At 75.1% G+C, this 26,939-nt stretch carries 22 protein-coding genes; 18 read left to right on the top strand and 4 right to left on the bottom strand.

What is annotated here, in order from left to right:
* Positions 1-37: 37 nt before the first annotated feature.
* Positions 38-241 (top strand): hypothetical protein, encoded by a 204-nt coding sequence (locus BMX65_RS23175; RefSeq protein ID WP_239502259.1) that lies wholly within the window; start codon positions 38-40, stop codon positions 239-241.
* A gap of 166 nt (positions 242-407) precedes the next feature.
* Here BMX65_RS23175 and BMX65_RS23170 read toward each other — a convergent pair whose 3' ends face one another.
* Positions 408-1,121 (bottom strand): type 1 glutamine amidotransferase domain-containing protein, encoded by a 714-nt coding sequence (locus BMX65_RS23170; RefSeq protein WP_075002289.1) that lies wholly within the window; start codon positions 1,119-1,121, stop codon positions 408-410.
* Positions 1,122-1,471: 350 nt separating this feature from the next.
* On the opposite strand from BMX65_RS23170, the gene hutU reads away from it, so the two are divergent.
* The 9 genes from hutU to BMX65_RS23125 all read left to right on the top strand — a co-directional run bounded on the left by hutU (position 1,472) and on the right by BMX65_RS23125 (position 13,274).
* Positions 1,472-3,142, top strand: a complete 1,671-nt coding sequence (gene hutU, locus BMX65_RS23165) for a urocanate hydratase (RefSeq protein WP_075002288.1) — start codon at positions 1,472-1,474, stop codon at positions 3,140-3,142.
* A complete protein-coding gene (locus tag BMX65_RS23160) occupies positions 3,142-4,467 on the top strand; it encodes an allantoate amidohydrolase (RefSeq protein ID WP_075002287.1) in 1,326 nt (441 codons plus the stop codon). The genes hutU and BMX65_RS23160 overlap by 1 nt, the downstream gene beginning before the upstream one ends.
* A gap of 8 nt (positions 4,468-4,475) precedes the next feature.
* Positions 4,476-6,104, top strand: a complete 1,629-nt coding sequence (locus tag BMX65_RS23155; protein WP_239502260.1) for a formimidoylglutamate deiminase — start codon at positions 4,476-4,478, stop codon at positions 6,102-6,104.
* A gap of 99 nt (positions 6,105-6,203) precedes the next feature.
* Complete coding sequence (gene hutI / locus BMX65_RS23150; protein WP_075002285.1) at positions 6,204-7,403, top strand: imidazolonepropionase; 1,200 nt, start codon at positions 6,204-6,206, stop codon at positions 7,401-7,403.
* A gap of 70 nt (positions 7,404-7,473) precedes the next feature.
* The gene (locus BMX65_RS23145) at positions 7,474-8,511 is read left to right on the top strand and encodes a 3-oxoacyl-ACP synthase III family protein (RefSeq protein WP_075002284.1); all 1,038 of its coding nucleotides are present in this window, start codon (positions 7,474-7,476) and stop codon (positions 8,509-8,511) included.
* Positions 8,508-9,314 carry a glycosyltransferase family 2 protein gene (locus BMX65_RS23140; protein ID WP_239502261.1) on the top strand — a complete coding sequence of 269 codons (807 nt, stop codon included), beginning with the start codon at positions 8,508-8,510 and terminating at the stop codon, positions 9,312-9,314. Before BMX65_RS23145 ends, BMX65_RS23140 begins: the two co-directional genes overlap by 4 nt.
* Positions 9,314-10,822, top strand: a complete 1,509-nt coding sequence (locus BMX65_RS23135) for a class I adenylate-forming enzyme family protein (protein ID WP_075002283.1) — start codon at positions 9,314-9,316, stop codon at positions 10,820-10,822. Before BMX65_RS23140 ends, BMX65_RS23135 begins: the two co-directional genes overlap by 1 nt.
* The gene (locus tag BMX65_RS23130; RefSeq protein ID WP_204357589.1) at positions 10,819-12,300 is read left to right on the top strand and encodes a cytochrome P450 family protein; all 1,482 of its coding nucleotides are present in this window, start codon (positions 10,819-10,821) and stop codon (positions 12,298-12,300) included. Before BMX65_RS23135 ends, BMX65_RS23130 begins: the two co-directional genes overlap by 4 nt.
* Entirely contained in the window at positions 12,297-13,274 is a 978-nt protein-coding gene (locus BMX65_RS23125) for an NAD-dependent epimerase/dehydratase family protein (RefSeq protein WP_075002282.1), read from the top strand. The genes BMX65_RS23130 and BMX65_RS23125 overlap by 4 nt, the downstream gene beginning before the upstream one ends.
* Here the strand turns inward: BMX65_RS23125 and BMX65_RS23120 are convergent.
* On the bottom strand, positions 13,230-14,438 hold the full coding sequence (locus BMX65_RS23120; protein ID WP_075002281.1) for a serine hydrolase domain-containing protein: 1,209 nt from the start codon (positions 14,436-14,438) through the stop codon (positions 13,230-13,232). The genes BMX65_RS23125 and BMX65_RS23120 overlap by 45 nt on opposite strands.
* A gap of 395 nt (positions 14,439-14,833) precedes the next feature.
* Between BMX65_RS23120 and BMX65_RS23115 the strand changes: the two genes are divergently transcribed.
* The 3 genes from BMX65_RS23115 to BMX65_RS23105 all read left to right on the top strand — a co-directional run bounded on the left by BMX65_RS23115 (position 14,834) and on the right by BMX65_RS23105 (position 18,370).
* Positions 14,834-16,003: a hypothetical protein gene (locus BMX65_RS23115; protein ID WP_075002280.1), complete on the top strand. Its 1,170-nt coding sequence runs from the start codon at positions 14,834-14,836 to the stop codon at positions 16,001-16,003.
* A 319-nt stretch (positions 16,004-16,322) separates the two neighbouring features.
* Positions 16,323-17,807: an MFS transporter gene (locus BMX65_RS23110; protein WP_079172048.1), complete on the top strand. Its 1,485-nt coding sequence runs from the start codon at positions 16,323-16,325 to the stop codon at positions 17,805-17,807.
* Complete coding sequence (locus BMX65_RS23105; protein WP_079172041.1) at positions 17,804-18,370, top strand: MarR family winged helix-turn-helix transcriptional regulator; 567 nt, start codon at positions 17,804-17,806, stop codon at positions 18,368-18,370. The genes BMX65_RS23110 and BMX65_RS23105 overlap by 4 nt, the downstream gene beginning before the upstream one ends.
* Positions 18,371-18,668: 298 nt before the next feature.
* Here BMX65_RS23105 and BMX65_RS23100 read toward each other — a convergent pair whose 3' ends face one another.
* On the bottom strand, positions 18,669-19,658 hold the full coding sequence (locus BMX65_RS23100; protein WP_075002278.1) for an RNA polymerase sigma factor SigF: 990 nt from the start codon (positions 19,656-19,658) through the stop codon (positions 18,669-18,671).
* A gap of 261 nt (positions 19,659-19,919) precedes the next feature.
* On the opposite strand from BMX65_RS23100, the gene BMX65_RS23095 reads away from it, so the two are divergent.
* From BMX65_RS23095 to BMX65_RS33010, 5 genes are all read left to right on the top strand, one after another.
* Entirely contained in the window at positions 19,920-20,318 is a 399-nt protein-coding gene (locus tag BMX65_RS23095) for an STAS domain-containing protein (RefSeq protein ID WP_075002277.1), read from the top strand.
* Positions 20,319-20,498: 180 nt separating this feature from the next.
* Complete coding sequence (locus BMX65_RS23090; RefSeq protein ID WP_177214331.1) at positions 20,499-21,185, top strand: ATP-binding protein; 687 nt, start codon at positions 20,499-20,501, stop codon at positions 21,183-21,185.
* A gap of 457 nt (positions 21,186-21,642) precedes the next feature.
* Positions 21,643-22,431, top strand: coding sequence for an LPXTG cell wall anchor domain-containing protein (locus BMX65_RS23085; protein ID WP_075002276.1), 789 nt, complete (start codon positions 21,643-21,645; stop codon positions 22,429-22,431).
* Between the two features lie 192 nt (positions 22,432-22,623).
* Positions 22,624-23,823: a COG1470 family protein gene (locus BMX65_RS23080; RefSeq protein ID WP_143081882.1), complete on the top strand. Its 1,200-nt coding sequence runs from the start codon at positions 22,624-22,626 to the stop codon at positions 23,821-23,823.
* A complete protein-coding gene (locus BMX65_RS33010; RefSeq protein WP_177214330.1) occupies positions 23,820-24,983 on the top strand; it encodes a neocarzinostatin apoprotein domain-containing protein in 1,164 nt (387 codons plus the stop codon). The genes BMX65_RS23080 and BMX65_RS33010 overlap by 4 nt, the downstream gene beginning before the upstream one ends.
* 355 nt (positions 24,984-25,338) lie before the next feature.
* Here BMX65_RS33010 and BMX65_RS23070 read toward each other — a convergent pair whose 3' ends face one another.
* Positions 25,339-26,865, bottom strand: coding sequence for a peptide MFS transporter (locus BMX65_RS23070; protein ID WP_075002273.1), 1,527 nt, complete (start codon positions 26,863-26,865; stop codon positions 25,339-25,341).
* Positions 26,866-26,939: the final 74 nt, after the last annotated feature.

Here is a 26,939-nt window from a genome sequence, read left to right as displayed (position 1 = left end):
CCGCGACCCCCGCGCCTCGCTCGTCGTCGCGGCGCCGGTGGGGGAGCGGGAGCGCCGGCTGTCGGTCACCGGCCGCACCACGGTGGAACCAGACGGAGCGCACGACCTGTGCGTCCGTCTGGCCGCCCGCTACTGGGGCCTCGACGACCCGGTCCGCGCCGACCAGCTCGCCGCGATCCTGGCAGCGGACCAGATCCGCGTCGTCCTCCACCCGGAGACCGTGCGGCGATACGTGCACTGACCCGCGGCGGCGAGCCGTGCGACCGCGCCGCCGGTCCGGCGGGGCCGCGCCTCGCGCTCGACCCGAACCCGGGGCTCGGAGCCCGGAGGGCGGGGCTCGGCGCCCGGAGCCCGGTCCCGGAGCTCGGCGCCCGGAGTCGGAGGCCCCGGGGTGCGCGGGTGCGGGCTCAGCCGAGCATCTTGATGAGTTCGGCGGCCACCGGGCCGGCCGACGCGGGGTTCTGACCGGTCACCAGGTTGTGGTCGACCACCACGTGCGGGGCCCACGGTTCGCCCGCGTCGAAGTGCGCCCCGGCCTCGACCAGCCGGTCCTGGAGCAGCCACTTGGCCTTGTCGGCCAGCCCCGTCATGCGCTCCTCCGCGTTGGTGAAGCCGGTGAGCCGGTAGCCGTGCACGGCGTTGGCGCCCTCCTGGGTGTGGGCGGCCAGCAGGGCGGCGGGGCCGTGGCAGACCACGCCGAGCGGCCTGCCGGAGGCCAGGGTGCGCACCAGCAGGGTGCCGGAGTCCGAGTCGGTCGCCAGGTCCTCCATCGGGCCGTGCCCGCCGGGGTAGAAGACGGCGTCGAATCCGGCCGGGCCGCCTGCGCTGTCGATCCGCACGTCCTCGATGCTCAGCGGGTGGCCGAGCGCGGTGAAGGACTCCAGCCCGGCCGCGACCCGGTCGGCATTGTCCTGTCCGCCGTTCGCGTCGGCGGACAGGCTGGCCTCGTCGACGGCGGGCACGACTCCGCCGGGGGTGGCGACGACGACCTCGTGGCCCACCGCGGTGAACGCCTCGTAGGGGGTGACGGCCTCGTCGGCCCAGAAGCCGGTGGGGTGCTGGGTGCCGTCGGCGAGCGTCCAGTGCCGGGCGCCGGTCAGCACGAAAAGGATCTGCGTCATGTCGTTCTCCGGGGGCTGCGGGGGAGGGCTACTGGACGACCGTAGGCCGCGCCGGGCCGCCACGGCCGCTGACGCCACCGGGCGAGCCCGTCCCGTCCCCTGGCCGCCGCAGTCCGCTGGTCCGCCGCAGTCCGCCCGGTCCGCCGGCCCGCCGCGGTGCGCGGGCGGCCGAGGACGCGGGGCGGGCCCCCGAGGGCCCGAGGGGCCGGGCGGACCCGTTGACTAGATCTATTCAATGCGTATCGTTGGTGAATAGATTCGATACGCGACCACTGAGTGCGCGTACCGCCCCCGGAGTGCGCGGCACGCCCGGCGCGCGCGTACGCCGCGAGTCGAGGAGGCAGGGCCACATGACCAGCACCGCAGGACCGCGCCCGGTCAGGGCACCGCGCGGCAGCGAGCTGAGCGCGCTCGGATGGCAGCAGGAGGCCGCGCTGCGGATGCTGCAGAACAACCTCGACCCCGAGGTCGCCGAGCACCCCGACGAACTCGTCGTCTACGGCGGCACCGGCAAGGCCGCCCGCGACTGGACATCCTTCGACGCGATGCTCCGCACCCTGCGCACCCTCCGCGGCGACGAGACGATGCTCGTCCAGTCCGGGCGCCCCGTCGGCGTGATGACCACCCACGAGTGGGCCCCGCGGGTGCTGATCGCCAACTCCAACCTGGTGGGCGACTGGGCCAACTGGGAGGAGTTCCGGCGGCTGGAGCAGCTCGGTCTGACCATGTACGGCCAGATGACCGCCGGTTCGTGGATCTACATCGGCACCCAGGGCATCCTCCAGGGCACCTACGAGACGTTCGCGGCGGTCGCGGCGAAGAAGTTCGGCGGCACGCTCGCCGGAACGATCACCCTGACCGCCGGGCTCGGCGGGATGGGCGGTGCCCAGCCGCTCGCCGTCACCATGAACGACGGCGTCGCGGTGGTGGTCGAGTGCGACCCCTCGCGGATCGCCCGCCGCATCGAACACGGCTACCTCGACGTCCGGGCCGAGAACGCCGCGGACGCGCTGCGGCTCGCCGTGGAGGCCCGGGACGCGCGCCGCCCGCTCTCCATCGGCCTGCTCGGCAACGCCGCCGAGGTGCTGCCCCGGATGCTGGCCGACGGCGCGCCGATCGACATCGTCACCGACCAGACCTCCGCGCACGACCCGCTCGCCTATCTGCCCGCCGGTGTCGACTTCGCCGACATGGCCGCCTACGCCGCCGAGAAGCCCGCCGACTTCACCCTCCGGGCACGCGAGTCGATGGCCGCGCACGTGGCGGCGATGGTCGGGTTCCAGGACGCGGGCGCCGAGGTCTTCGACTACGGCAACTCGCTGCGCGGCGAGGCCCAGCTCGCCGGGTACGCGCGCGCGTTCGACTTCCCCGGCTTCGTCCCCGCCTACATCCGGCCCCTCTTCTGCGAGGGCAAGGGCCCCTTCCGCTGGGCCGCCCTCTCCGGCGACCCCGCCGACATCGCCGCCACCGACCGGGCGCTGCTGGACCTCTTCCCGGAGAACGCCTCGCTCGCCCGCTGGCTGAAGCTGGCCGGTGAACGCGTGCACTACCAGGGGCTCCCGGCGCGGATCTGCTGGCTCGGCTACGGCGAGCGGGCCGCGGCCGGCGAGCGCTTCAACGACATGGTCGCCGCCGGGGAACTGGCGGCGCCGCTCGTACTCGGCCGCGACCACCTGGACTGCGGCTCGGTGGCCTCGCCGTACCGCGAGACCGAGGCCATGCGCGACGGCTCCGACGCCATCGCCGACTGGCCCATGCTCAACGCCATGCTCAACGTCGCCTCCGGCGCCACCTGGGTCTCCCTGCACCACGGGGGCGGGGTCGGCATGGGCCGCTCGCTGCACGCCGGCCAGGTCACCGTCGCCGACGGCACAGCGCTCGCGGGCGAGAAGCTGCGCCGGGTGCTGACCAACGACCCCGGCACGGGAGTGATCCGGCACGTCGACGCCGGGTACCCGGAGGCGGAGGCCGTCGCCGCGGACCGCGGCGTGCGCATCCCGATGCGCGAGGGAGACGCCTGATGGGAGCCGACGAGGGGGCTGCCGGGGCCGCGGGAGCCGTCGGGGCCGCGCCGGGTCCGGCGCCGCACCCGGCGGGGGACGGCGGCCCGCCGCCCTCGTTCCAGCAGATGTGGCGGGAGCTGCTGCCGCTGGGGCGGTCCGCGGGCGGCGGGTACCGCCGCTTCGCATGGACGGGGCCCGACCTGGAGTGCCGGGAGTGGTTCCGGGAGCAGGCGGCGGTCCGGGGGCTGGCCTACGAGGTCGACCGGAACGGCAACCAGTGGGCCTGGGCCGGGTCTGACACCGAGGGGGCCGCCGCGGGGCCCGCCGCCGAAGGCTCCGCCGGCGACGCGGTGGTGACCGGCTCGCACCTGGACTCCGTCCCCGACGGCGGCGCCTTCGACGGCCCGCTGGGTGTCCTGTCGGCCCTCGCCGCGCACGACGAGCTCCGTGCCCGGGGCACCGTCTTCACCCGCCCGCTGGCCATCGTCAACTTCGCCGACGAGGAAGGGGCCCGCTTCGGACTGGCCTGCGTGGGCTCCCGCCTGGCGAGCGGCGCGCTGTCCCGGCAGGACGCCCACGCACTGCGGGACGCCGACGGGGTGACGCTCGCACAGGCCATGGAGGCGGCCGGGCAGGACCCCGGGACGCTCGGCCCCGACCCCGAGCGCCTCGCGCGGATCGGCGCGTTCGTCGAACTGCACATCGAGCAGGGCCGGGCGCTGGCCGAAACCGCGCACCCGGTGGCCGTCGCGTCGGCGATCTGGCCGCACGGCCGCTGGCGGTTCGACTTCCGGGGCGAGGCCAACCACGCGGGCACCACCCGGCTGGAGGACCGCCGCGACCCGATGCTCACCTACGCCAACACCGTCCTGGCCGCCCGCAAGAAGGCGCGGCTGGCGGGCGCGCTGGCCACCTTCGGACGGGTGGCCGTGCAGCCCAACGGGGTGAACGCCATCCCGTCCCAGGTCAGCGGCTGGCTCGACGCGCGGGCCCCGGACGCGGGCACGCTGGAGAGCGTCGTCGCCGAGATCGAACGCGCCGCCGGGGAGCGGGGCGGGCGGGACGGCGTGCACGTCGAGGTCACGGGGGAGTCCGCGACGCCGCTGGTCGAGTTCGACCACGCGCTGCGCGACCGGGTCCGGGCCCTGCTCGGCGGCGAGGTGCCGGTGCTGCCCACCGGCGCCGGACACGACGCGGGTATTTTGTCCGCTTCGGTGCCCACGGCCATGCTGTATGTCCGCAACCCGACCGGTGTCTCGCACTCGCCCGCCGAGTTCGCGGAGGAGGACGACTGCGCGGCGGGCGTGACCGCGCTGGCCGACGTACTGGAAGGTCTGATGTGACGACCGGGATGCGAACGGCACCGGCCGGGACGCGAACGGCACCGACCGGAGGGGTGCCGACCGGAGGGGTGCCGACCGGAGGGGTGCCGACTGGAGCGGGGCGGCCCGAGGCGGGACCGACCGGCCCCGAACGGCCCGAGGCGGGACCGGCCGGAGCGGGACCCGCTGCCGCGGAGAAGACCGAGGCCGGGGCGACAGCGTCGCGCAGGACCGCGGCGACGCCTGCCGCGGCGGCCGGGCCGCACCCCGGGGCGACCGGCCCCGACCCCGGCGGCGCACCCGCGGCGAAGGTCTACTGGTGCGAGAACGCCTGGCTCAACGGCACCGTCGAGCCGCACGTCGTCCTGGAGGCGACCGCGCAGGGCCGGTTCGGGGCCGTCCGCACCGGCGTCCCCGCGCCACCGCCCGGAGCCGTCGTGCTGCGCGGACTGACCCTGCCCGGACTGGCGAACGCCCACTCGCACGCGTTCCACCGCGCGCTGCGCGGCACCGTGCAGGTCGGCTCGGGCACCTTCTGGACGTGGCGCGACACCATGTACCGGACGGCGGCGCTGCTCACCCCGGACAGCTACTACACGCTGGCCCGCGCCGTGTACGCCGAGATGGCGCTGGCCGGGATCACCTGCGTGGGCGAGTTCCACTACCTGCACCACGCGCCGGGCGGCGCACGCTACGACGACCCCAACGCCATGAGCCACGCGCTGGTCGCGGCCGCGGCCGACGCGGGCATCCGCATCACCCTGCTGGACACCGCCTACCTCGCCGCCGGAATCGGCAAGGACGGCCGCGGCGAACCGCCCACCCGGCAGCAGCAGCGCTTCAGCGACGGCAGCGCGGAGGCGTGGGCCGAACGCGCCGCCGCCTTCACCCCGCAGGGCGACCACGCGCGCGTCGGTGCCGCGGTGCACTCCGTGCGGGCCGTGCCCGCACGGGAGCTGCACACCGTCGCCGAGTGGGCCCGGCAGCGGGACGCGCCGCTGCACGTCCACCTGTCCGAGCAGGTCGCGGAGAACGAGGCGTGCCGCGGCGCCCATGGCCGTACTCCGGCCGCGCTGCTCGACGAGCACGGGGTGCTGGGCGCGCGGACCACCGCCGTGCACGCCACCCATCTGACGCCGGAGGACATCCGCCTGCTCGGCGGCTCCCGCACCGGTGTGTGCATGTGCCCGACCACCGAACGCGACCTCGCCGACGGCATCGGACCGGCACCTGCCCTCGAACGCGCCGGATCCTCGCTGTCGCTGGGCAGCGACAGCCACGCCGTGATCGACCTGTTCGAGGAGGCCCGCGCGCTGGAGCTCGACGAGCGGCTCGCCAGCCGCACCCGCGGCCACTGGACGGCCGGCCAACTGCTGCGGGCCGCCACCGCGGGCGGGCACACCGCCCTCGGCCGGCCGGAGGCGGGCCGCCTGGAGACCGGGGCGCCGGCCGACTTCACCACCGTCGCGCTCGACTCGGTGCGCACGGCCGGGCCGGTGGCACGACTGGCCGCCGAGACGACCGTGTTCGCCGCCACCTCCGCCGACGTGCGCCACACGGTGGTCGGCGGCCGGCAGGTGGTGCGGGACGGTGCGCACACCCTCCTCGACTCCGTCCCCGAAGCCCTCGCCCGGGCCGTCGCCGCCCTCCGCCCGTGACAGCCGCCCTCCGCCCGTGACAGCCGGGCACCGCCCGCGACAGCCGCGCACCGCGGCCCGACCCGCCCCCGTGCCTCCCGCGACCAAGGACCGACCCTCATGAGCCAAGCGCCTGCCACCTTCTCCCTCACCAACCTCGCCACCCTCGTCACCAACGACCCCGCACAGGGCGACGGAAGCCCGCTCGGGCTGATCGAGAACGCGGCCCTGGTCGTCGAGGACGGCCACATCGCCTGGGTGGGTCCCACCGGCGAGGCCCCCGCCGCCGACGAGACCGTGGACGCGGGCGGCCGGGCCGCCGTCCCCGGGTTCGTCGACAGCCACTCCCACCTGCTCTACGCGGGCGACCGCACCCAGGAGTTCAACGCCCGGATGTCGGGCCGCCCCTACACCGCCGGCGGCATCCGCACCACCGTGCAGGCGACCCGGGAGGCATCCGACGCGGAGCTGGCGGCCACCCTGAAGGCGCATCTGGCGGAGATGGCCGCCCAGGGCACGACGACCGTCGAGACGAAGTCCGGATACGGGCTGACGGCCGAGCACGAAGCCCGTGCGCTGCGGGTGGCGGCCGAGGCCGGGGTAGCGGAAGTCACCTACCTCGGCGCCCACATCGTGCCGCCGGAGTACGCCGCCGACCCCGACGGCTACACCGCGCTCGTGGCCGGGGAGATGCTCGACGCATGCGCCCCCCACGCGCGCTGGGTGGACGTCTTCTGCGAGGAGGGCGCCTTCGACGAGGACCAGTCGCGCGCCATCCTCACCGCGGGCCGGGCCAAGGGACTGGTGCCCCGGGTGCACGCCAACCAGTTGACGCACGGCCCCGGGGTGCGGCTCGCCGTCGAGCTGGAGGCCGCCTCCGCCGACCACTGCACCCACCTGAACAGCGCGGACATCGACGCGCTGGCCCAGGGCAGCACGGTCGCCACGCTGCTGCCGGGGTGCGAGTTCTCCACCCGTGCCGTCTACCCGGACGCCCGCCGGCTGCTGGACGCGGGCGTCACCGTCGCGCTGTCCACCGACTGCAACCCCGGCTCCTCGTACACCTCCTCGATGCCGTTCTGCATCGCGGTGGCGGTGCGGGAGATGAACATGACGCCCGACGAAGCGCTCTGGGCGGCGACGGCCGGCGGTGCCCGCGCCCTGCGCCGCACCGACGTCGGACGGCTGTCCCCCGGGGCCCGCGCCGACCTCGCCCTGCTCGACGCACCCTCGCACGTCCACCTCTCCTACCGGCCGGGAGTCCCCCTCGTCTCCGACGTCTGGCAGCGCGGAGTGCGCCGGGCGCGCGGGAACCGGTAGGTACCCGGCGCGGGCACCTGAGTATCCGCACTCATGCCCGCGCCCGCCCCGGCTTCCTAACCTCCCGGGCATGGGGATACACAGCACCTGCGCCGACCGGCCCGCCGCGGCACCGGGCGTGGGTATCACGGGGGTCGGTTCGGCGCTGCCGGAGCGGATCGTGGACTCCGAGCAGCTCCGGCGGACCGTCGTCGAGCGCAGCGGCCTGCCGGTTCCACCGCGGATGATCGAGCGGGCCACCGGCGTCCGGACCCGCCGCGTCGCCGCCGACGGCGAGTACGCCTCCACCCTCGCCGTCCGCGCCGCCCGCACGGCACTGGAGAGGGCCGGGCTCGCCCCGCCGGACATCGACCTGCTCCTGTTCGCCTCCGCCACCCGCGACGTGGCCGAACCCGCCACCGCGCACATCGTGCAGCACGCGCTGGGCTCCCGGGCCCACGCGCTCGACGTCACCAACGCCTGCAACAGCTTCGTCGGCGGGATCGACCTCGCCCGCGCCATGCTGCTGGCCGGCCGGGCGCACCGGGCCCTGGTCGTCACGGGGGAGACCCCCAGCCGCGCCGTGCAGCACGCCCCCGCGGACCTGGACCGGTTCCGGGAGGTGTTCGCCGGATACACCTTCGGCGACGCGGGAGCCGCCGTGGTGCTGGAGTCCGTGCCCCGCGGAGGCATCCTCGACATCGGCACCGAGACCCGCTCCGAGCACTGGGACGTCGGCGGGATACCCGGCGGCGGCTCCCGCCATCCGCGCGGTGACGAGTACACCTGGTTCCACGGCGACGGCGCCGAACTGCGCGACGTGTTCGAGAAGGTCGGCACCTCGGTGCTGGACCGGATGCGGTACCGCACCGGACTGGAGTGGCAGGACTTCCGGCACATCCTCGTCCACCAGGTGACGCTGCCGTACCTGGAGCGCTTCGTGGAGCTGACCGGGGTGCCCCGGGACCGGCTGGTGGTCACCGTGCCCGAACTCGGCAACCTCGCCAGCGCCACCCTCGGCGTCCAACTGGACCTGATCCGCGACCGGCTGGATCCCGGCGACCGCGTCCTGCTCGTCGGCCTCGGCGGCGGCGTCAGCCTCATGACCATGGTCTGGGAGAAGGCATGAGACCGGCCCGACCGTCCCCGGCCCCCGCACCGCCCGCCCGGGCGGCGGCAGCGGCCCGGCCCGCCGGAGCGCTGTGGGTCGTCGTCCCCGCCCACCAGGAGGCCGCGCGGCTGCCCGGCACCCTGGCCGCACTCGCGGCCCAGCGGGACCGGGACTTCACCCTCCTGGTCGTCGACAACGCCTCCACCGACGGCACCGCCGCCCTCGCCCGCGGCTTCGCCCGGCGGGCGCCGTTCCCCGTGCACGTCGTCACCGAACCGCAGAAGGGCGTGGGCTGCGCCGTGGACACCGGCTTCCGGTACGCCATCGCGCACGGCGCCGCACAGCTCGCCCGCACCGACGCCGACTGCCTGCCGCAGCCCGGCTGGACCGCCGCCGCACGCGCCGCGCTCGACGCCGGAGCCGGACTGGTCTGCGGCCGCATCACGGCCCGCCGGGACGAGCACGGACCGGCGGGCCGCGCCGCCTTCCGGCTCCTGGTCGCCCTCGCGGCACTCTTCGGACGGCTGCGCCCCGCACACCGGCGCAGCCGCGGCTACCTGGTGCCCTACCGGATGCACGCGGGCAACAACATGGCCCTCACCGCCCGCCTCTACGAGGACACCGGCGGCATGCCGCGCCGCCCCTCGCCCACCGACCGGCTCTTCCTCAACCGGGTCCGCCGCACCACCGCAGCCGTCGTCCGGGAGCGCCGCATGGTCGTGGCCAACTCCACCCGGCGGCTGCGCACCTACGGACTGCTGACCACCGCACGCTGGTACCTCGACAAGGGGCCGGGGCGACACGGAGAGGACCCCCGCTGATGCTCGACACCCTGCACGCCGCACTGCGCCGTGACCCGCACCTGCCCGCCGTCCTGGTCGCCGGCCCCACCGGCCGCACCCTGGTCCGGGCCACCCGCGGCGACCTGGCCGACCTGGCCGACCACTACGCGGCCGCCCTCCACCACCGCGGACTGCGGCCCGGCGACACCCTCGGCGTCGCCGTACGGCCCGGACCCCGCGCCCTCGCCGTGCTGCTGGCCGCCTGGCGGCTCGGGCTGCGCGCCGCCGTGCTCGACCCCGGCGCGGGCCCCGACGTGCTGCGCGCCCGGCTCGCCCTGGCCCGGCCCGACCTGGTGCTCGCCGACGCCGCGGCACAGGCCGTCGCCGGGTGGGCACGCCCGCTGGCCCGCCGCGCCCGGCTCGCCCTCCCCGACCTCGCCGGACTCGGCGGCCCGGTGGTGACGCTGGGGCCCCGGCTGCCGGGCTGCGCCCCCGCCCTGCGGGCCGGACCGCACCCGGCCCCCCGGGGCGCGGACCACGACGGGGACGCCGTCGTCGTCTTCACCTCCGGCACCACCTCCCGTCCCCGGGCCGTCGTGCACTCCCGCGCCTCGCTCGCCGCGGGGATGGCGACGGTCGGCGACCTGGTACGGCCCGCAGCCGGGCGACCCGTACTCGGCGGCACCTTCTTCGTCCTCGTCCCCGCGCTGGCCGCCGGCGCCCCCGTCGCGCTGCCCGCCCGCGCACCCCGCGTCCTGACCCGGCAACTCGCCCGGCTGCGCCCCCAGGCGAGCTACCTGACGCCGCCTCGGCTGCGGGCCGCGCTCACCGCCGGTGCCCGCTTCACGGGACGCGTGTGGACCGGCTCGGCGCCCGCGAGCGCGGCCCTCCTCACCCGGGTCAAGCAGGCCGGTGCCGCCGAGGCGTGGGGCGTGTACGCGCTGACCGAACTCTTCCCCGCCGCAGCCGTCGAACAGGCCGCCAAGGCGGAGTACGAGGGAACCGGGGACCTGCTGGGCGCGCCGCTGCCCGGCGTCGAGGCGCGCACCGCGGACAGCGGCGAACTCCTCCTCACCGGCCCCGGCGCCCGCCACCGCTGCCTGGGCGAGGAGCCCGACCCGTGGATCGCCACCGGCGACCGCGCCCACCTGGACGCCCGGGGCCGGCTCGTGCTCGAAGGGCGGATGAAGGACATGGTGCTGCGCCGCGCGGAGAACATCTACCCGGGGCTGTACGAGCCCGCGCTGCACGTGCCCGGCGTCGACCTCGCGCTGCTGGTCGGCGTCCCGGCGCCGGACGGCGACGAGCAGCTCGTCGCCGTCGTCCAGCCCAGCCCCGGCACCGACCGGCGGCGGCTGCGCGGCGCCCTGGAAGGACCGCTGCGGCGTATGGGCACGGCCCGCCCGGACGCGGTGCTGCTCGCCGACATCCCGCTCTCCGGTCGCTCCCGCAAGCCCGACCGCGCCGCGACCGTGCTGCTGGCCGCGGGACGCCGCCGGGAGACGGCGGGCCGGGCCATGGCGGGCCGGGCCACGGCGGGCCGATGAGGAGCCGGGAGGAGCGGGCCCTGACGCTGCGGGGCCGGACGGAGCGGGCCCTGACGCTGCGGGGCCGGACGGAGCGGGCCCTGGCGCTGCGGCCCTCGGTTCCGGGGACTTCGGTTCCGGGGACTTCGGCGTCGCGGGCCCGGCCGCCCGGCCCGCGCGCGGCCCGACGCCGGGACCGCCGCGTCTACACCCGCAGCCATCCGGTGCTGTTCGCGCTGCTGGCGGCCACTCGCCGCCGCCCGGTGGTCCGGCTGGGCCGCACCGTGCTGGTGCACGGCACCGACGCCTGCCGGCAAGCCCTCACCCGGCTGCCGCTGGACCGCACGGCCGCCGGGACCACGGGCGGCGCCGCCCGTGAACTCTCCGGTGGCGGCGCCCTGTTCGACCAGGAGGGCAGCGGTCACCGCGGCTCTCGCCGAACTCTCGCCGAGGATCTCGGTACGGCGGGTACGGTGCGACTGCGCCCGGTGTGGCAGGAGGTCCTCGCCCGCCGCCTCGCCCCGCTGGCGGACGGCCGCGCGGTGGAGACGGCCGCGCTCGCCCGCGAGATGGCGGGCGCCACGGTCTGCGCCCTGCTGGGCACCGCCGCCGATCCGGACGCCGTCGGACGGGCCGCGGCCGACGCCGCGGCGGCCGCCGTCCGCGACCACCTGCCAGGACCGCGCCGCCCCGGCACAGCCCGCGCGGCCGCCCGCGCCACGGCCCGGCTGGAGGAGCTGCTGCGGGACCGGGCCGGGGGCGTCGCGGGTGGTGCCGGCGCCGGGGCGGCGGACGGCACGGGAGCACCGGACGGCACCGGTGCGGCGCTGCGGGCCGTGGTGGCGGTCGCCGCGGTCGCCACCACAGCGGCGGCGCTGCCCCGGGCCGTGGCCTGGTGCGCGGACGCCGGACTGTGGGAGCAGGCCGCCGACCCCGCAGCGCGCGAAACCCTGGTCGACGAACTGCTGCGGGTGACGGCACCCTCGCCGGTACTGCCCCGCCGGGCCGCCGCGCCCGGATCGCTGGACGGCCACCCGGTGCGGGGCGGCGACCGGCTGGTGCTGGTCGCGCGGCACGCGGTCGGCGCCCATCGCGACGCGCCGGGCTGCCCCGCACCGGCACCCGCCGCCGTCGCCCGGCTCGTCTTCGGCGCGGGGCCGCACACCTGCCCGGGGGCCCGGCTCGCACGCACGCAGCTCGCCGACCTGCTGGCCGCGCTCGCCCCGCACCGGCCCGTCGTGGTCCGCGCCCGCGCCGACCGCCGCGCGGCCCTGCCCGCCTGGCGCATGCTCACCGTCCGGCCGGGCCCCGCCCCCGTGGCACCGCGGCGCATGCACCGGAACGAGGAGGGAAGCAGCCACCGGAACGGCGAGTACGGCGGCCACGGCGAGCACCGTGGGAGCGACCGGAGCGACCGGAGCGACCGGAGCGACCGGAACAACCGGAACAACCGGAACAACCGGAACAACCGGAACGACCTGGACGGGGAGGCACCATGACCACGGTCGCCGTCACCGGCGCGAGCGGCTTCTGCGGCTCCTACGTCGCGCGTGCTGCCTTCGCACAGGGAGCCGAGGTGCGGTGCGTGGGGCGGCGGCCCGGCCCGGTCGGCCGCCACCTGCGCTGGGACGCCGCCTCCGGCGAAGCGCCGGACCTGGGCGGGGCCGACGTGGTGGTGCACTGTGCGGCGGCCGTCGGGGACCCGGCCGCGGGCTCGGCGGCCGAGGCGGCGATGCGGGCGGTGAACGTCACCGGAACGGCCCGGCTGCTGGAGGCGGCGGAGGGGCGGCCGGTGGTGTGGGTCAGCAGCGCCAGCGTGTACGCGCCGGGCCCCGGGCGGGCCCGGATCCGCGAGGAGCATCCGGTCGGCGCGCAACTGAACGCCTACGGCCGGACCAAGGCCGCGGGCGAGGCCCTGGCGCTGGCCGCCGGAGCCGTGGTGCTGCGGCCCCGCGCGGTCTACGGCGTCGGCGACCCGCACCTGGTGCCGCGGCTGCTGGCCCGGGTGCGGCGCGGCCTGCTGCTGCTCCCGGGGCGCGACGTCCAGCTCAGCCTGACCGCGGTGGAGAACCTCGCCGACGCCTGCCTGGCCGCGGCGGACGGCGGATGGCCGCCCGGCGCCTACAACATCGCCGACCCCGTGCCCTACCGGCGGGACGAGGCGGTGCGCACGGTGCTGGCGGCGCACGGGGTGCACGCCCGGGTCGGGCACCTCCCGGTGCCGCTCGCCCGGACGGCGGGCGCCGCCGCCGAACACCTCTGGCGGCTGCGCCCGGGGACCGAGCCCCCGCTGACCCGGTACGCCGTCGACCAACTCGCGCACAGCGTCGTGCTCGACGTCACCCGGGCCCGCCGCCGCGGCTGGACGGCTCCTCGCACCCTGGCCGACTACGCCCGCGCGGTGGCCTCGGTGGTGGAGAGCCGGCCCTCAGTGCGACCGGCGCGCCGCCGACGCGGACGGGGGAACCGCTGAGGGGGAGAACGCGGCGGTGAGCAGCCGCTCGCCGACCGGGTTCATCGCCGGTCCCTTGGCGTCGGTCGAGTCGAGGCTGTAGACGAGGGTCCGGGACAGGTCGCGGGTGCCGGCCAGCAGCGTGTTGTAGCCGGGGCGGGCCCCGCTCTTGCCCCACAGCACCAGGCCGCCGCCCGCGTCGTACCGCTGGAGTCCGGCGCTCATGGTGGCGCCGTCGATGTCCGGCACGGTGAACATCTCCCGTTCCAGCAGCGGCTGGGGCACGATCTCGCCGCGGAAGAGGGCGAACAGGAGGCGCTCCAGATCGGCCGTGGTGGAGATCATGTCACCTGCCGCCCAGCGGTCGGACATGTTCCACTCGGTGGCGTCCACCAGGCGGCCGTCGTCCAGCCGCTGGTAGCCGCGGTTGTGCGGGCCGTGGATCCGCGGGTCGGCGCCGCGGGGGAAGGACGTGTGCCGCATCCCGGCCGGGCGCAGCACGTGCAGCCACGCCTGGTGCGCGTAGGAGTCGCGGGTGACCTTCTCGACGAGCAGGCCCAGGACGGTGTAGTCGATGTTGGCGTACCGCTGCTTCTTCCCGGGCCCCTCGCCGTCACCCCGGTAGGGTCCCTTGGCGACCGACGAGGCGACGACCTGCTCGGGGGTGAGGGTCTTGAAGCGGTTCTCGTACCCCTCTCCCGAGACCGGGCCGAGGTCGTCGCCGGACTTGAGCCCGCTGGTGAAGGTGAGCAACTGCCGTACGGTGACGGGCGCGAACGCGTCGCTCAGCAGCCCGGGAAGGTAGTGCTGCACGGTGCCGTCGAGGTCGATGCGGCCCTGCGAGGCGAGCTTCAGCACCAGCGCCGCGGTCACCACCTTGGTGGTGGACCCGGCCCGGAACCGCCCGTGCTCCAGTGCCTTCCGGCCGGTACGCAGATCCCGTACGCCGGAACTGCCGTGCCAGCTCCCCTTCCCGCCGACGCGGGCGAGGGCCGCGGTGGTCGTCTCGTCGGGCAGCCCGCGCAGCGCCTTGTCCAACGCGGCGGTGTCGGGGCCGTCCTCCTGCTGCCGCGTCACCGCCGCCGTTGAGCCGGGCTGTTGGGCGAGGGCGGGCGCCGCCGCGGGGCCGGTGAGTCCGGCGACCACGAGCGCCGCCAGGAGGGTGTTCCGCAGACGTATGGGCACGATGCACTCCGCAGGGGAAGGGATCCGGTACGTGGAAGATCCTTCCGCCGGGGGCCGGGCCGCGGATCACCGCCGCGGAGGACGTGCTCCCTGACGGCGCCCTGCCCCCGTGCCGGAGCCGGGTCGGGGTATGTGGCGGGGATCGTCCCTAGGGCCGCTCGCGGTGGATCACCGGCGGGAGGGGCGGCGAGGCGGCCGCGGGCCGGCGGCTCCGCGGAGTGACCTGTCGGAAGTGTCGTCAGTGAACCGGAGTCCCGGGCTTGACGTTGTGTTCGTCGAGTGGTCTGCATCCGTTCGGCGTTGCCGGCCCAGCCTCACGACCGGGCTCCCTGAGGAGCCTTCCTCCACGTGAAGGGGAGAGCGAAATGGCAGGATGGGAACAATCTTACCGACCGGTGAAGATTCGGGACGACAAGACATTTCGCGAGGACCCGAACGTTCGGGTCCCGAAAGGCGCCCCGCAGCCACCCGTCGGGGCCGTGGACGGCCTCTACGACACGAACGCGAAGAAGTTCTACGTCCTCAACGAGCAAGACCAGGTCGCGCGCCATTCGAAGGAAAAGGGGTGGAAGGACTACGCTTCGAACACGGTCGTAAGGGCATTCCACGAGACCAAGGGCAAGGCGCCCGAGGCTCCTGCGGCCGAGTCGAGCAGCGCGATGGAGATGGACGACCTCTCCCAGCAGATGAGCACCATGCGGACCGGTTCGCCGGGTTCCCAGGGGAGTGACGAGTCGTTCGCCAGCGCGTACAGCGCCGTACGGCAGGACAAGCGCGGCCGGTACGTGTCGGCCTCGCAGGAGGACGTACCGTCCACTGCTCCCGAGCCTCCCGAGGGGGCCAGGCGGGCCTTGTACGACGTGGAGCGGGGGGACTACTACGTCCAGAACCAGGGCGTGCTGCAGCGCTTCAGCAAGTCCTCTTCCGATTGGGTCTCGAGCAAGGCGAAGGGCATGCTGGATGTCCTGAAGACCCACGGCAAGTCCCTCGGGAAGGCCGGCTACAAGGCGGCTCTCCCGACCGCGACGGGAATCGCGAAGATGGCCTCGGGGAACGACCCGACGGTCAGCAAGTGGGCGAACATCACGTCGGGTGTCGCGGGTGGCGCGGAAGCCGCGTACTCCATGTACAACAACGTCAGCCAGACGATGACCTCCGGCGGAACCAGGCCGTTCGACCGGTTCCAGGGGGCGGCCGACGCGGCCCAGCTCCTCTCCGCGACCGGCAACGTGGTGAGTGCGGCCACCGCGCATACGCACCCGGGCCTCTCCGACGTGTCGAACCGGGTGGCCACGAGCCTCAGCTTCGCGGGCAGCGCGGCGGAAGCGACTCACGGTGCCCACCAGGAGATGAACGCGCAGCGTATGCAGGAGCGGCGGGAGAACCTCTACAGCCTGCCGGAGGCGACCCGGGCCGACTCGGACCTGGCGCAGCACGTCAACCAGAACCTCCCCGCCGGTCAGTCGACGAGCTCGCAGCCGGTGAGCTCGGATTTCCAGGACAGGGCCCGCGCCGCCCAGCGCAGCAACAACGCGCCGCGGCAGCGTTCCCGTTCGCGCGGATAGGGGAGACCCCGGACTCCGGGGGTGCGTGGCCCGCACGCTGCGCCTGAAGCTCCCGGCTTCCGCACGTCGGCGACATCCGGAAGAACCGTCCGGCCCGGGCCCGGCGCACGTGTGTTCGTGCGCCGGGCCCGGTGCTGTTCTCGCGCCGCGGCGTCGGCGGCCGGGCGCCGGCAGCCCGCACCCCGGGACGGGCACGGTGGTCGGCGACCAGGAGGTGGTTGTACAGTCACAACTGTTGTACTCGTATAAGTGATGGGCTGCTGTGTCCGACGCCGAACTCCCGCCGCGCCGCCGACAGCTCGTGCTGGCGATCTGCTGCATGTCGCTGCTGATCGTCAGCCTCGACACGACGGCGCTCAACGTGGCGCTGCCCGACATCCGCGCCGACCTGGGCGCCTCGGTGTCGGGCCTGCAATGGGTGGTCGACGCCTACACCCTCGTACTGGCCGCGCTGCTGATGCTGTCCGGCTCGACGGCGGACCGGCTGGGCCGTCGGCGGGTCTTCCGCTGGGGGCTGCTGCTGTTCGTCCTGGGCTCGCTGCTGTGCAGCCTGGCGCCGGGGCTCGGCTGGCTGGTGGCGGCCCGAGCCCTGCAGGCGGTGGGCGGCTCGATGCTCAACCCCGTCGCGATGTCGATCATCACCAACACCTTCACCGAACCCCGCGAGCGGGCCCGCGCGATCGGCGTGTGGGGCGGGGTCGTCGGCATCAGCATGGCGGCCGGACCCCTGCTCGGCGGGCTGCTGGTCGACGTCAGCGGCTGGCAGGCGATCTTCTGGGTGAACGTGCCGGTCGGCCTGGCCGCGTGGCTGCTGACCACCCTGTACATCCCCGAGTCCCGCGCGCCCCGGGCCCGCAGGGCCGACCCGGTGGGCCAGCTCCTGGTGATCGTCCTGCTCGGCACCCTCACCTACGGCATCATCGAGAGCCCGCAGCACGGCTTCGGCTCGCCGCTGGTGCTCGGCTGCCTGGCCGCCGCGCTCGGCGCCCTGGCCGGACTGGTGGCCTACGAGTCGCGCCGCGCCGAACCCCTCGTCGACCCGCGCTTCTTCCGCAGCCTGCCGTTCACGGGCGCGGTGGCGACGGCGGTGTGCGCGTTCGCGGCGCTGGGCGGCTTCCTCTTCGTCACGTCGCTCTACCTCCAGGAGATCCGCCACCTGAGCGCGCTGCGGGCCGGGCTCTGCATGCTGCCGATGGCGCTGATGACGCTGGTCTGCGCACCGCTCTCCGGCCGCCTGGTGGGCTCCCGCGGCCCGCGGCTGCCGCTGGTGGCGGCGGGCGCCGGGATGACCGCCGCGGGGGTGCTGCTGGCCTGCACCGTCTCGGCCGACCTGCCGTTGGGGGTGCTCTTCACCGGATACGTGCTCTTCGGTATCGGCTTCGGACTGGTCAACGCGCCGATCACCAACACCGCCGTCTCGGGCATGCCCAGGACACAGGCAGGCGTCGCCGCCGCGGTCGCCTCGACCAGCCGGCAGGTCGGCTCCTCCCTGGGCGTGGCCGTCATCGGCGCGGTCATGGCGGCGGGCGGCTTCGGCGCGGGCGGCGGCCTCCAGCAGGCCGCCGGGTTCCAGGAGACCGAGCGGGCCGCCTGGTGGATCGTCTCCGCCTGCGGACTGGCCGTGCTCGCGCTCGGTATCCTCTCCACCGGCCACCGGGCCCGGGAGACGGCACGCCGCGCGGCCCATCTGCTGGACGGGGGCGACGAGGGCGACGAGGGCGACGGGGACGACGAGGGCGACGGGGACACTGAGGCGGCGCGGCGTCCGGCCGCAGGGCGTACGAGCAGCGAGGCAGCGGGATGAACAGCACGGAGTCCGCGCACGGCGGACCGGAGCGTACCGAGTCCGAGTCCGAGTCCGAGTCCGGGACCGGGGCCGGGGCCGGGGCCGGGGCCGGGGTGTCCGAGAGCGAGGGCGCGGGCGCGCCGGGGGCCGACGCCGTCGGGCAGGAGGCCGTCCGGGTCTGGCGCGGCATGCGCACCCTTGTCCTGGAGACCGCGGACGTGCGACCCCGGGTCGTCGAGGCGCTGGGGATGAGCTACTTCCGCGCCAAGGCGCTGCGGTACGTCGCGGACGAGGGCCCGCTCACGCTCAGCGCGCTGGCCGCTGCCCTGTTCGCCGACGCGCCGTACACCACGCTCTCCGTCGACTACCTGGTCCGGCGCGGACTGGTCACACGTGAGCCGAACCCGGCCGACCGCCGCTCCAAACTGGTCGAGGTCACCGAGGCGGGAGCCGCGGCGGCGGCCGAGATGGCGCGGATCACCGACACCCCGCCGCCGGCCCTGCACGGCCTGGCAGCGGCGGATCTGGCCGCCCTCGCCCGCATCCTGGACCGGGCGCTGCACACCGGCCCCGCGGACTGAACGCGCGGTCCGGCACCTGGCATCTGCGGCGCCGGGCAGCGGGCACCGCACCAGCCGGTGGTTCCCGCCCGGTCGGTGGTTCTCGCCCGGTCGGTGGTTCCCGTTCCCGCCGGACGTCCCTGCCCCGACCGGCAACCTCGCCCCGGACCCGACCGGCAACCACGTCCCGGACCCGGGTGCGTCCGCCCCGGGCCCGGGTGCACCGTCCCGGACAGGCCGAGGGCCCGGCCGGACTGCGTCGTCCGGCCGGGCCCTCGGCACACGGAGCGGGCCGCACCTCGTGGGGCGGCACCCCGCGTCACTCTTCGACCATCAGCCCCTTGCGGAGCTTGCCCAGGGTGCGGGAGAGCAGCCGGGAGACGTGCATCTGCGAGATGCCGAGCTCCTCGCCGATCTCCGACTGGGTCATGTTCGCCACGAAACGCAGCGAGAGGATTCTGCGGTCCCGCGGAGGGAGTTCGGCGATCAGCGGCTTCAGGGACTCGACGTACTCGATGCCCTCGAGCCCGTGGTCCTCGTAGCCGATCCGGTCGGCCAGCGCGCCCTCGGTGTCGTCCTCCTCGGGCTGCGCGTCCAGGGAGCTGGCGGTGTAGGCGTTGCTCGCCGCCATGCCCTCGATGACTTCCTCGCTGGAGATGTTCAGCCGCTTGGCCAACTCCTCCGCGGTCGGCGCCCGGTCCAGCTTCTGGGCGAGTTCGTCGCCCGCCTTGGCCAGGTCGAGCCGCAGCTCCTGGAGACGCCGGGGTACCCGCACCGACCAGGACGTGTCGCGGAAGAAGCGCTTGATCTCGCCGACGATGGTCGGCATCGCGAAGGTGGGGAACTCGACGCCGCGGTTCAGCTCGAAGCGGTCGATCGCCTTGATCAGGCCGATGGTGCCGACCTGGACGATGTCCTCCATGGGCTCGCTGCGGGAGCGGAACCGGGAGGCCGCGAACTTCACCAGGGCGAGGTTGAGCTCGACCAGGGTGTTGCGGACGTACGCGTACTCGTGGGTGCCCTCGTCGAGATTCTCCAGCCGCTCGAACAGCGTCTTGGACAGGGCCCGCGCGTCCAGCGGACCGACCTCGTCATAGGGTGGGATCTCGGGGAGCTGGAGCTGGTCGAAGAGGTCGGCTTCCACCGCCTCCGCGATCTGCTCGGCGCTCGCCGGATCGCCGAGGGTTTCGGGGGCCAGGGACCGGGAATCCGGCAGCCGGTCCGTGCTGCGCTGCTCCGGAACGGCGGGAAGGGCCTCGACCTGCGCGTGCGCGGAGTCGGATATCCCATTGTCGAGCCGGGGTGACATGGCTGTCCTCCATGGTTTCTCGGCATATGGCTGCCGAAGCCGTGACGTGCACTACGGGGTGCGGCGCCTCCAGAGCCGACGTTGTTTCGGTATCCCTACTAGACCTACCTGGTCCTGCACAGCGAGGGCAAGCTCCTTATGTCCACCTGTGGCCAATCTGTCCGATGTTCGGCTACCGGTAGGGCCGTCGAAGGCGTAGGGTTGCGAACCGCTCGACGGGGGAAGCAGTGAAGGCCCTCACATGGATCAGAAGGGGTGTGCATGGACCGCGGGATGCCCGGCAGCACGAGCCAGGGTCGGCTGACGGTCGAGGTGCGGCACGAGGGGATCAGTGCCGTGGTGACCCCTGAAGGTGAGCTCGATCACCACACCGCCGAGCTGCTGCGCGAGCCGCTGGAGCGGAGCGTCGAGGAGGGCTACAACCGCCTCGTCGTGGACTGCTCGCGGCTCGAGTTCTGCGACTCGACGGGACTGAACGTGCTGCTCGGCGCCCGCCTGAAGGCGGAGGAGGCCGACGGCGGCGTCCATCTGGCGGGAATGCTCCCCGTAGTGGCCCGCGTCTTCGAGATCACCGGCGCCAGCGCGGTCTTCACCGTGCACGACACCCTCGAATCCGCACTCCGGACCCCCTCGGGAACGGAACAGCAGCCCGATTCGTAATCAGGGCGTTACGCGCATCACACAGGTCCGGCCGAATCCGTAAGTGTTCTCACGGTGCGTCCGGGCAGGAGTCCATCGAATCTGTCAGACATTCGTGTACAGCGCGTCACGGGCCCCGCACTGCTGCGGGGCGGCGCGGGACGGCGAAACGCAACCGGTGATCGGTGAGGTGAACCACTGATGAGCACCACCCGGCCGCAACCGGCGGGCGACCGCGGTCCGGAGCCCGAGGGCACTCCGGCGACCGCGGGCCCGGGGTGCGGTGCCGCCGGGAGTGCTGACGCACGGGTGCGTACCGGTACGGACGCGGGGCGTGAGCAGCTCTCGGGAGCCTCGGGCTCCGGGGCCGCCGGCACGTCCGCACCCGAACCCGAAGGGGGGAGTGGCGCCATGGGGACCGCTGCGGAGAGCACGGCCTCGGCCGCGGCAGGGGCCGCACGCCAGGCAGGGCAGCCGATGCGGCAGGTCCGCAGGCTGCGGCTGGTCGGCGCCAGCGGAGCCGTGCCGCGGGCCCGGGACTTCACCCGCCGGGCCCTCCAGGACTGGGGCTGGCTGCCCGCCGCCACCGCGGACCAGCGCGCGGCGGCCGAGGACGTCCTGCTCGTCGTCTCGGAGTTGGTCACCAACGCGTGCCTGCACGCCGACGGCCCCGAGGAGCTGCGGGTGGGCGCCAGCGCGAAGGTGCTGCGCCTGGAGATCGTCGACCCGGGCAGCGGTTCCCCGTCCCCGCGCACCCCGCACCGCGCCGGACGGCCCGGTGGGCACGGGATGTTCATCGTCCAGCGGCTGTGCCTGGACTGGGGCGTCGTCCGCAACCCCGAGGGCCCCGGCAAGACCGTGTGGGCGGAGCTCGCGGCCCCGCACTGAGGCGGCCCGCTGCGGACCCCGTCATTCTTCGCTCCCCACTTCGCCACTTCGCCCCTTCACCCCTTCACCTCTTCACCTCTTCCTCCCTTCCGTCCGTCCCCGTGGAGCGGGCTGCCCGGTTCTCCCGTCCGTGCCGACGGGGTGTTCGGTGCTTCCGGTCCGTGCTGACCGGGGACCGTTCGGTCCCGCCGTTCCCCCATGTGCCGGGAAGTCCGCTGCGGGCGCGATCCAGGGGACGCGATCCCGCCGTGCGGCTTGTCCCGTGCGGCTCCCTCACGCCGCGCCTCCCGGTCGGCGCCCTGGGGTGCGGCTCCAGGAGCGGTTCTGCGCCGAACTGGCGGCGCTCGGCGGACTGTCGGCGCGATGGCTCTTCCCTCGGCAAGGGGCTGGGGCTACTGTCGGCGCGAATCTGATGTGTCGTCAGTAACGTGCGCGTCCGGATGAAGGGGGAACCCCCGTGTCCCACAGCAAGCAGCGCCGCACCCGCTCGGCCGCCGCCGCGGCGGTGGGGGCGGCCGTCGCCGGCTCGGCCGTCCTGCTGGCGGCCCCCGTCGCGAGCGCCACGACGGTCGACGTCGACTACCAGTGCAAGACCCCCATCGGGAACAAGGGCGCCGTCTCGCCGATCGACATCAAGTCCACCAAGAGCGACGAGGGCTACAAGCTCACGATGTCCTTCGAGAAGGGCGTCTCCTCCAGCCCCATCGAGCTGGGCAAGGGCGCGATGAAGCCCAGCGCCAAGATCAAACTCGGTGGTGCCGAGACCGGTGACGTCGCGGTCAGCGGCCCCGCCAACGACGAGGCCATTCCGGCCAACACCCCCATCAAGATCCCGGACCTGTCCGGCACCTACACCCCCAAGAAGAGCGGCAAGGTCACCTTCACCGCCAGCACCCTCACCATCAAGGCGCTGGGCACCACCACCACCTGCACGCCGAAGAACGATCCCAAGCCCTCCCTCACCCTGGACGTGACCGCCGGCGGCAGCGGTGGTTCGGACAGCGGCGGCGCCTCCGGGGGCGACTCCGGCGGAGACTCCTCCGGCGGCGGGTCGACCGGCGGCGGGGACGCCTCCGGAGGCGCGGCGGCCGACGGCGGCGGCCAGAGCTCCGGCGGCGGCGAACTGCCCAAGACCGGCCCCACCGACTCCGCCGTCGCCCTCGGCACGCTGGGCGGCACCGTCCTGCTGGCGGGGGTCGGCGGAACGCTGTGGGTGACGCGGCGCAGGGCCGCGGTACGGCCCTAGCCCGTGGTGGGCCGCACCCCGCCGCGCCGCGGCGCCCGTCCCGCACCGGCCGTTCCGGCCCCCCGCCCCGTAGCGGCTCCTCCGGTGTCCCACGCCGGCCCGGTCCCTCCGGGGCCCGGCGGCGCACCGGCCACCGGAGGAGCCCGCGCCGACCCGGCCGCTCCGGTACCCCGCGTCGCCCCGGTCGCTCCCGTGTCCCGTACCGCCCCCGTCGCTCCCGTACCCCGTACCGCACGGGCCGCTGCGCGGCAGCGGCCCGCTGTCCGCGCCCGCGGGGTGCTGGTCTGGGCGGCCGTACTGCTCTGGCTGCTGGGGGCGGGCGGTCCCGCGGCGGCGGAGTCCGGTGCGAGGACGGGGGAGCAGTGGTCGGCGGCCCCCGCCCCGCCCCGGGGCGCTCCCCGCTCGGAGGCGCGCGCGTTCTTCTACCTGGAGGGCGCCCCCGGCACCGTGCTGAGGGACTCGGTGGCCCTCACCAACGACGGCGACGCGCCCCGGACCTTCCGGCTGCGCGGCGCGGACGTGCCCGGCGGGGACGGTGGGGACGGCGGGGACGGCGGCGGCCGCTCCGCGGAGCGGGACGAGGACGGCACGGACCGCGACCGTGAGCCGGGTGCCTGGATCGCGCCGGCCCGGGACACGGTCGAGGTGCCGCCGCACACCCGTGCCGAGGTGCCGCTGAACGTGACCGTCCCCGGCGGCGCCGTGCCGGGCGATCACCCCGCCGCGCTCGTCGTGGACGACGGGAAGCGGACCGAGCGGGTGCGGATGCATCTGCGGGTGAGCGGGCCGACGCTGGCCGCGCTCAGTGTCGAGGACGTCTCCGTGCGGGAGCGGCCCGACGGCTCGGCACGGATCGGATACACCCTGGTCAACCGGGGCAACACGGTGCTGCGGCCCAGGCTGGCGGTCGGCGCCGAGGGCCTGTTCGGCCGGCTCCACCGGCAGCCCGCCCGGACCCTGCCGGTGGAACTGCTCCCGGGGCACCGCCTCACCCGCTACGAACGGTGGCCGGATCCGCCCGCGGCGGACCTGGCGGAGGTCCGGCTCACCGTGACGGCGGCGGGTGGAGCACGGGATTCCGCCACCGCGTCCTACACCGCCGTGCCCTGGGGTCCGCTGCTGGGTGTGCTGTTCGTCCTGACCGGGGGAGGCGTGGGCTGGTTCGCGCGCAGGCGCCGCCGGGTGCCGCCGGATGCCCGCCGGAGCGCCGGGCACGGCCGGCCGGACCCCGCACCGCACGCCGCGCCGTACCCCGCGTCCGCGGGCCCCGAGCCTGCGGACGCGCAGCCGCCTCCGGGCCCGGCGCCCGGGACCGCGGCGGAGGCTGTCGATCCGGGCCCGCGGCGGGCCGCGCACCCGCGTTCGGCCCCGACCCTGGGAGCGGCGAAGTGAGGAGGACCTTCCGGTGGGCCGCGAGCCTGGTGTGCGCCCTGGTGTGCTGCGCTGTCGCGGCGGCCGGGCCCGCCGCCCGGGGCGCGGTGCCGCCCCGCCCGGCCGCGGCCGCGGCCGCGGTCGCGGTCGCGACCGCGACCGAGGAGAAGCCGAGGATCACCCTCTCCCGCGAGGAGGCGGGCGCCGGGGCCCGGCTCACCGTGCGGGGCACCGGGTGGCGCCCCGACACGCTGCTCACCCTGCTGGTGTGCGGACAGCGGGCGATCGGCGGCACCAACGCCTGCGCCAACGCCGAGGGGAGGGCCGTGACCACGGACGCGGACGGCGGATTCCGCAAGAGGATCCCCGTCGCCGAGCCGCCGAAGCCGTGTCCGTGCGTGGTCCGGGCCAGTACGGTCACCGGCGCCCACGCGGCGGCGAACGCGGCCTTCCGGGTCGCGGGCCATCCCGTGGCGCCGCTGCCCGAGAAGCGCACGGGCGGACGGATCAGCGTGCTGGCCGCCCGGCTGGAGGGTGACAGCGGGCTGCTCAACTGGTTCGGCGCCCCCGAGCGCCGGAAGCTGGTGCTGACGGTCGGCAACGTGGGCTCCGACCGCACCCGGGACCCGGTCTTCGAGGTGGGTTCCGCGCACGGCGTGCTGGCCCCCGAGTGGGAGCACCAGCGGTGGCGGGGCACGATCGGTCCCGGCCGCAAGGCGCGGGTCGAGCTGACGGTCGAACTGGCCGCGGGAGCCCACGGCGCGTACACGGTCGCGGCCAGGCGCGACGGGCGGGTGCTGACCGAGCAGCCCTGGGACGTGGGCCGCCCGTGGGGCGTGACCCTCTTCTGGGTGCTGCTGTGTCTGGTGGTCCCGCTGCTGGTGTTCCGGTCGGGGATGCTGATTGTCGACCGGGTCCGTCCGCGGCGGGCGGCGCCCCCGGCGGAGGGTCCTACCGGAGCGGCGGACACCTCCCGCGGTCTCCCGTGGTTCACCCCGGATGCGGTCGCCGCACCGCCGCCCGCGGGGCCGGGCGCCGCAGCCCCGTTCCCGGACGAGCGCGACCCCGAGCAGCCGTCCGGCCGGAGCGCCGGAGGTCCGTACGGCCGGGCTGCCGAGGAGCGGTACGGCCGGGATGCCGGTGCGGGGAGCGGCGACGGCCCGGTCGAACGGCAGGGCTGAGCGCCGCCCATGCCCGGCGGCGCCCGATTCCACGCGTCCGCCCGGCTCCGCGCGCTCGTCCCACTCCGCGCGCTCGTCCCACTCCGCGCGCCCGTCAGCTCCCGCCCGCGGAGGGCCACATCCCGCCCTCCGGCCACTCATACGGGCCGCGGTCCCGGGCCGCGGTCCCGGGCCGACGGCCGACGTCCGGGGCCAGGGGCCACCGCAACAGGCCGAGCCGGGTGGCCCTCGTCCGAACGCCGTCGGACCCCGCCGCGCGGGCGCGGCGGGGTCCGACGGGATCAGCAGGGGTCCGGCAGGTCCGGCGGGACCCGGTGCCGGCCCGGAGGCCCGGCGGGGGTCCGGACGCGGGGGACTACTGGGCTTCGTCCATCGTGGCCGCGATCTGCCGCCGGTACATGTAGATGGCGAAGCCTGCCAGGGCCGAGAGGGTGGCCTCGACGGCGACGACGCCGGTGGTGCTGAGGTCGGCGCCGCCGATGGACAGCAGGCCGGTGATGCTGTCGCCCGCCGTCACGGCGAGGAACCAGACCCCCATGAGCTGGCTCGCGTACTTGGCGGGGGCCAGCTTGGTGGTCACCGACAGACCCACCGGCGAGAGGCACAGCTCGGCGATCGTGTGCAGCAGGAAGATGAGGACCAGCCACATCGGGCTCACCTTCGTCCCGCCGGAGGCCATGCCCATCGGGATGACGAAGACGAAGAACGACAGGCCCATCACGACCAGCGAGAAGGCGAACTTCGCGGTGGTCGACGGCTCCTTGCCGCGCCGGTTCAGCGACAGCCACACCGCGGCGAAGAGCGGCGCGAGCAGGATGATGAAGAGCGGGTTGATCGACTGGAACCAGGTCGAGGGGAAGTGCCAGCCCAGCACCTGCGTGGTGGTCTTGGCGTCGCCGAACGCCTGCACGGTCGAGGCGCCCTGGTCGTAGATCATCCAGAAGATCGCCGCGGCGGCGAAGAACCAGATGTAGCCGGTCATCCGGCCCTGCTCGGCCCGGGTGAGGTCCTTGTCGCGCTTGATCCGCACCAGCATGCCGAGCGGGATGAGCAGGCCCAGGACGGTGAGCGGGATCATCGCCCAGTTGAGGGTGAAGGTGCCGGTGGCCACCACGACGCCGTAGAAGAGGACGGCGACGATCAGCCACAGCAGCGCCTTGCGCAGCACGGCCGACTTCTCCTGCGCCGAGAGCGGCGAGGGGATCTGGCTGCTGCGGGGGTCCAGATGGCGCGAGCCGACGAGGAACTGGATCAGGCCGAGGCCCATGCCGACGGCGGCCATGCCGAAGCCCAGGTGCCAGTTGACGGTCTGGCCGACGGTGCCGATGGCGAACGGGGCGAGGAAGGAGCCCGCGTTGATGCCCATGTAGAAGACCGTGAAGCCGCCGTCCCGCCGCGGGTCGTCGGGACCGTTGTACAGGTCGCCGACCATCTTGGAGATGTTGGCCTTCAGCAGCCCGGAGCCGGTGGCCACGCATGCGAGGCCGACGAAGAACGCTCCCTCGCCCGGCACCGCCAGGGTGAGGTGGCCGAGCATGATGATCCCGGCGCCGACGGTGACCGTCTTGCGGGGGCCCCAGAGCCGGTCGCCGAACCAGCCGCCCGGCATGGTCAGCAGGTAGACCATGGCGTTGTAGACGGAGTAGATCGCGGTGGCGGTCGCCAGGTCCATGGCGAGGCCGCCGCCTTGGTGGCCCGCGCCGCCCTCACCCGCGTCGGGCCCGCCGGCCACGAGATAGACGACGAGCAGGGCGCGAAGGCCGTAGAAGCTGAAGCGCTCCCACATCTCCGTCATGAAGAGCGTGGCCAGACCTCGTGGGTGGCCGAAGAAGGTCCTGCCGCCGGTGTTGCCGGGGGCGTCCTTCGTCAGGCTGGGCGCCATAATTCGGTGTTCCTTGCCGTTGCGCCGCGGGGCCGCGCTGACCAGCGGCGTTGCTCGCAAGCGGGGCCCGTACA

Source organism: Streptomyces qinglanensis, from assembly GCF_900111245.1.
Classification (GTDB): domain Bacteria; phylum Actinomycetota; class Actinomycetes; order Streptomycetales; family Streptomycetaceae; genus Streptomyces; species Streptomyces qinglanensis.
Note: the sequence above shows the minus strand (reverse complement) of the source record. Positions and strands in the feature narration are given on the sequence as shown.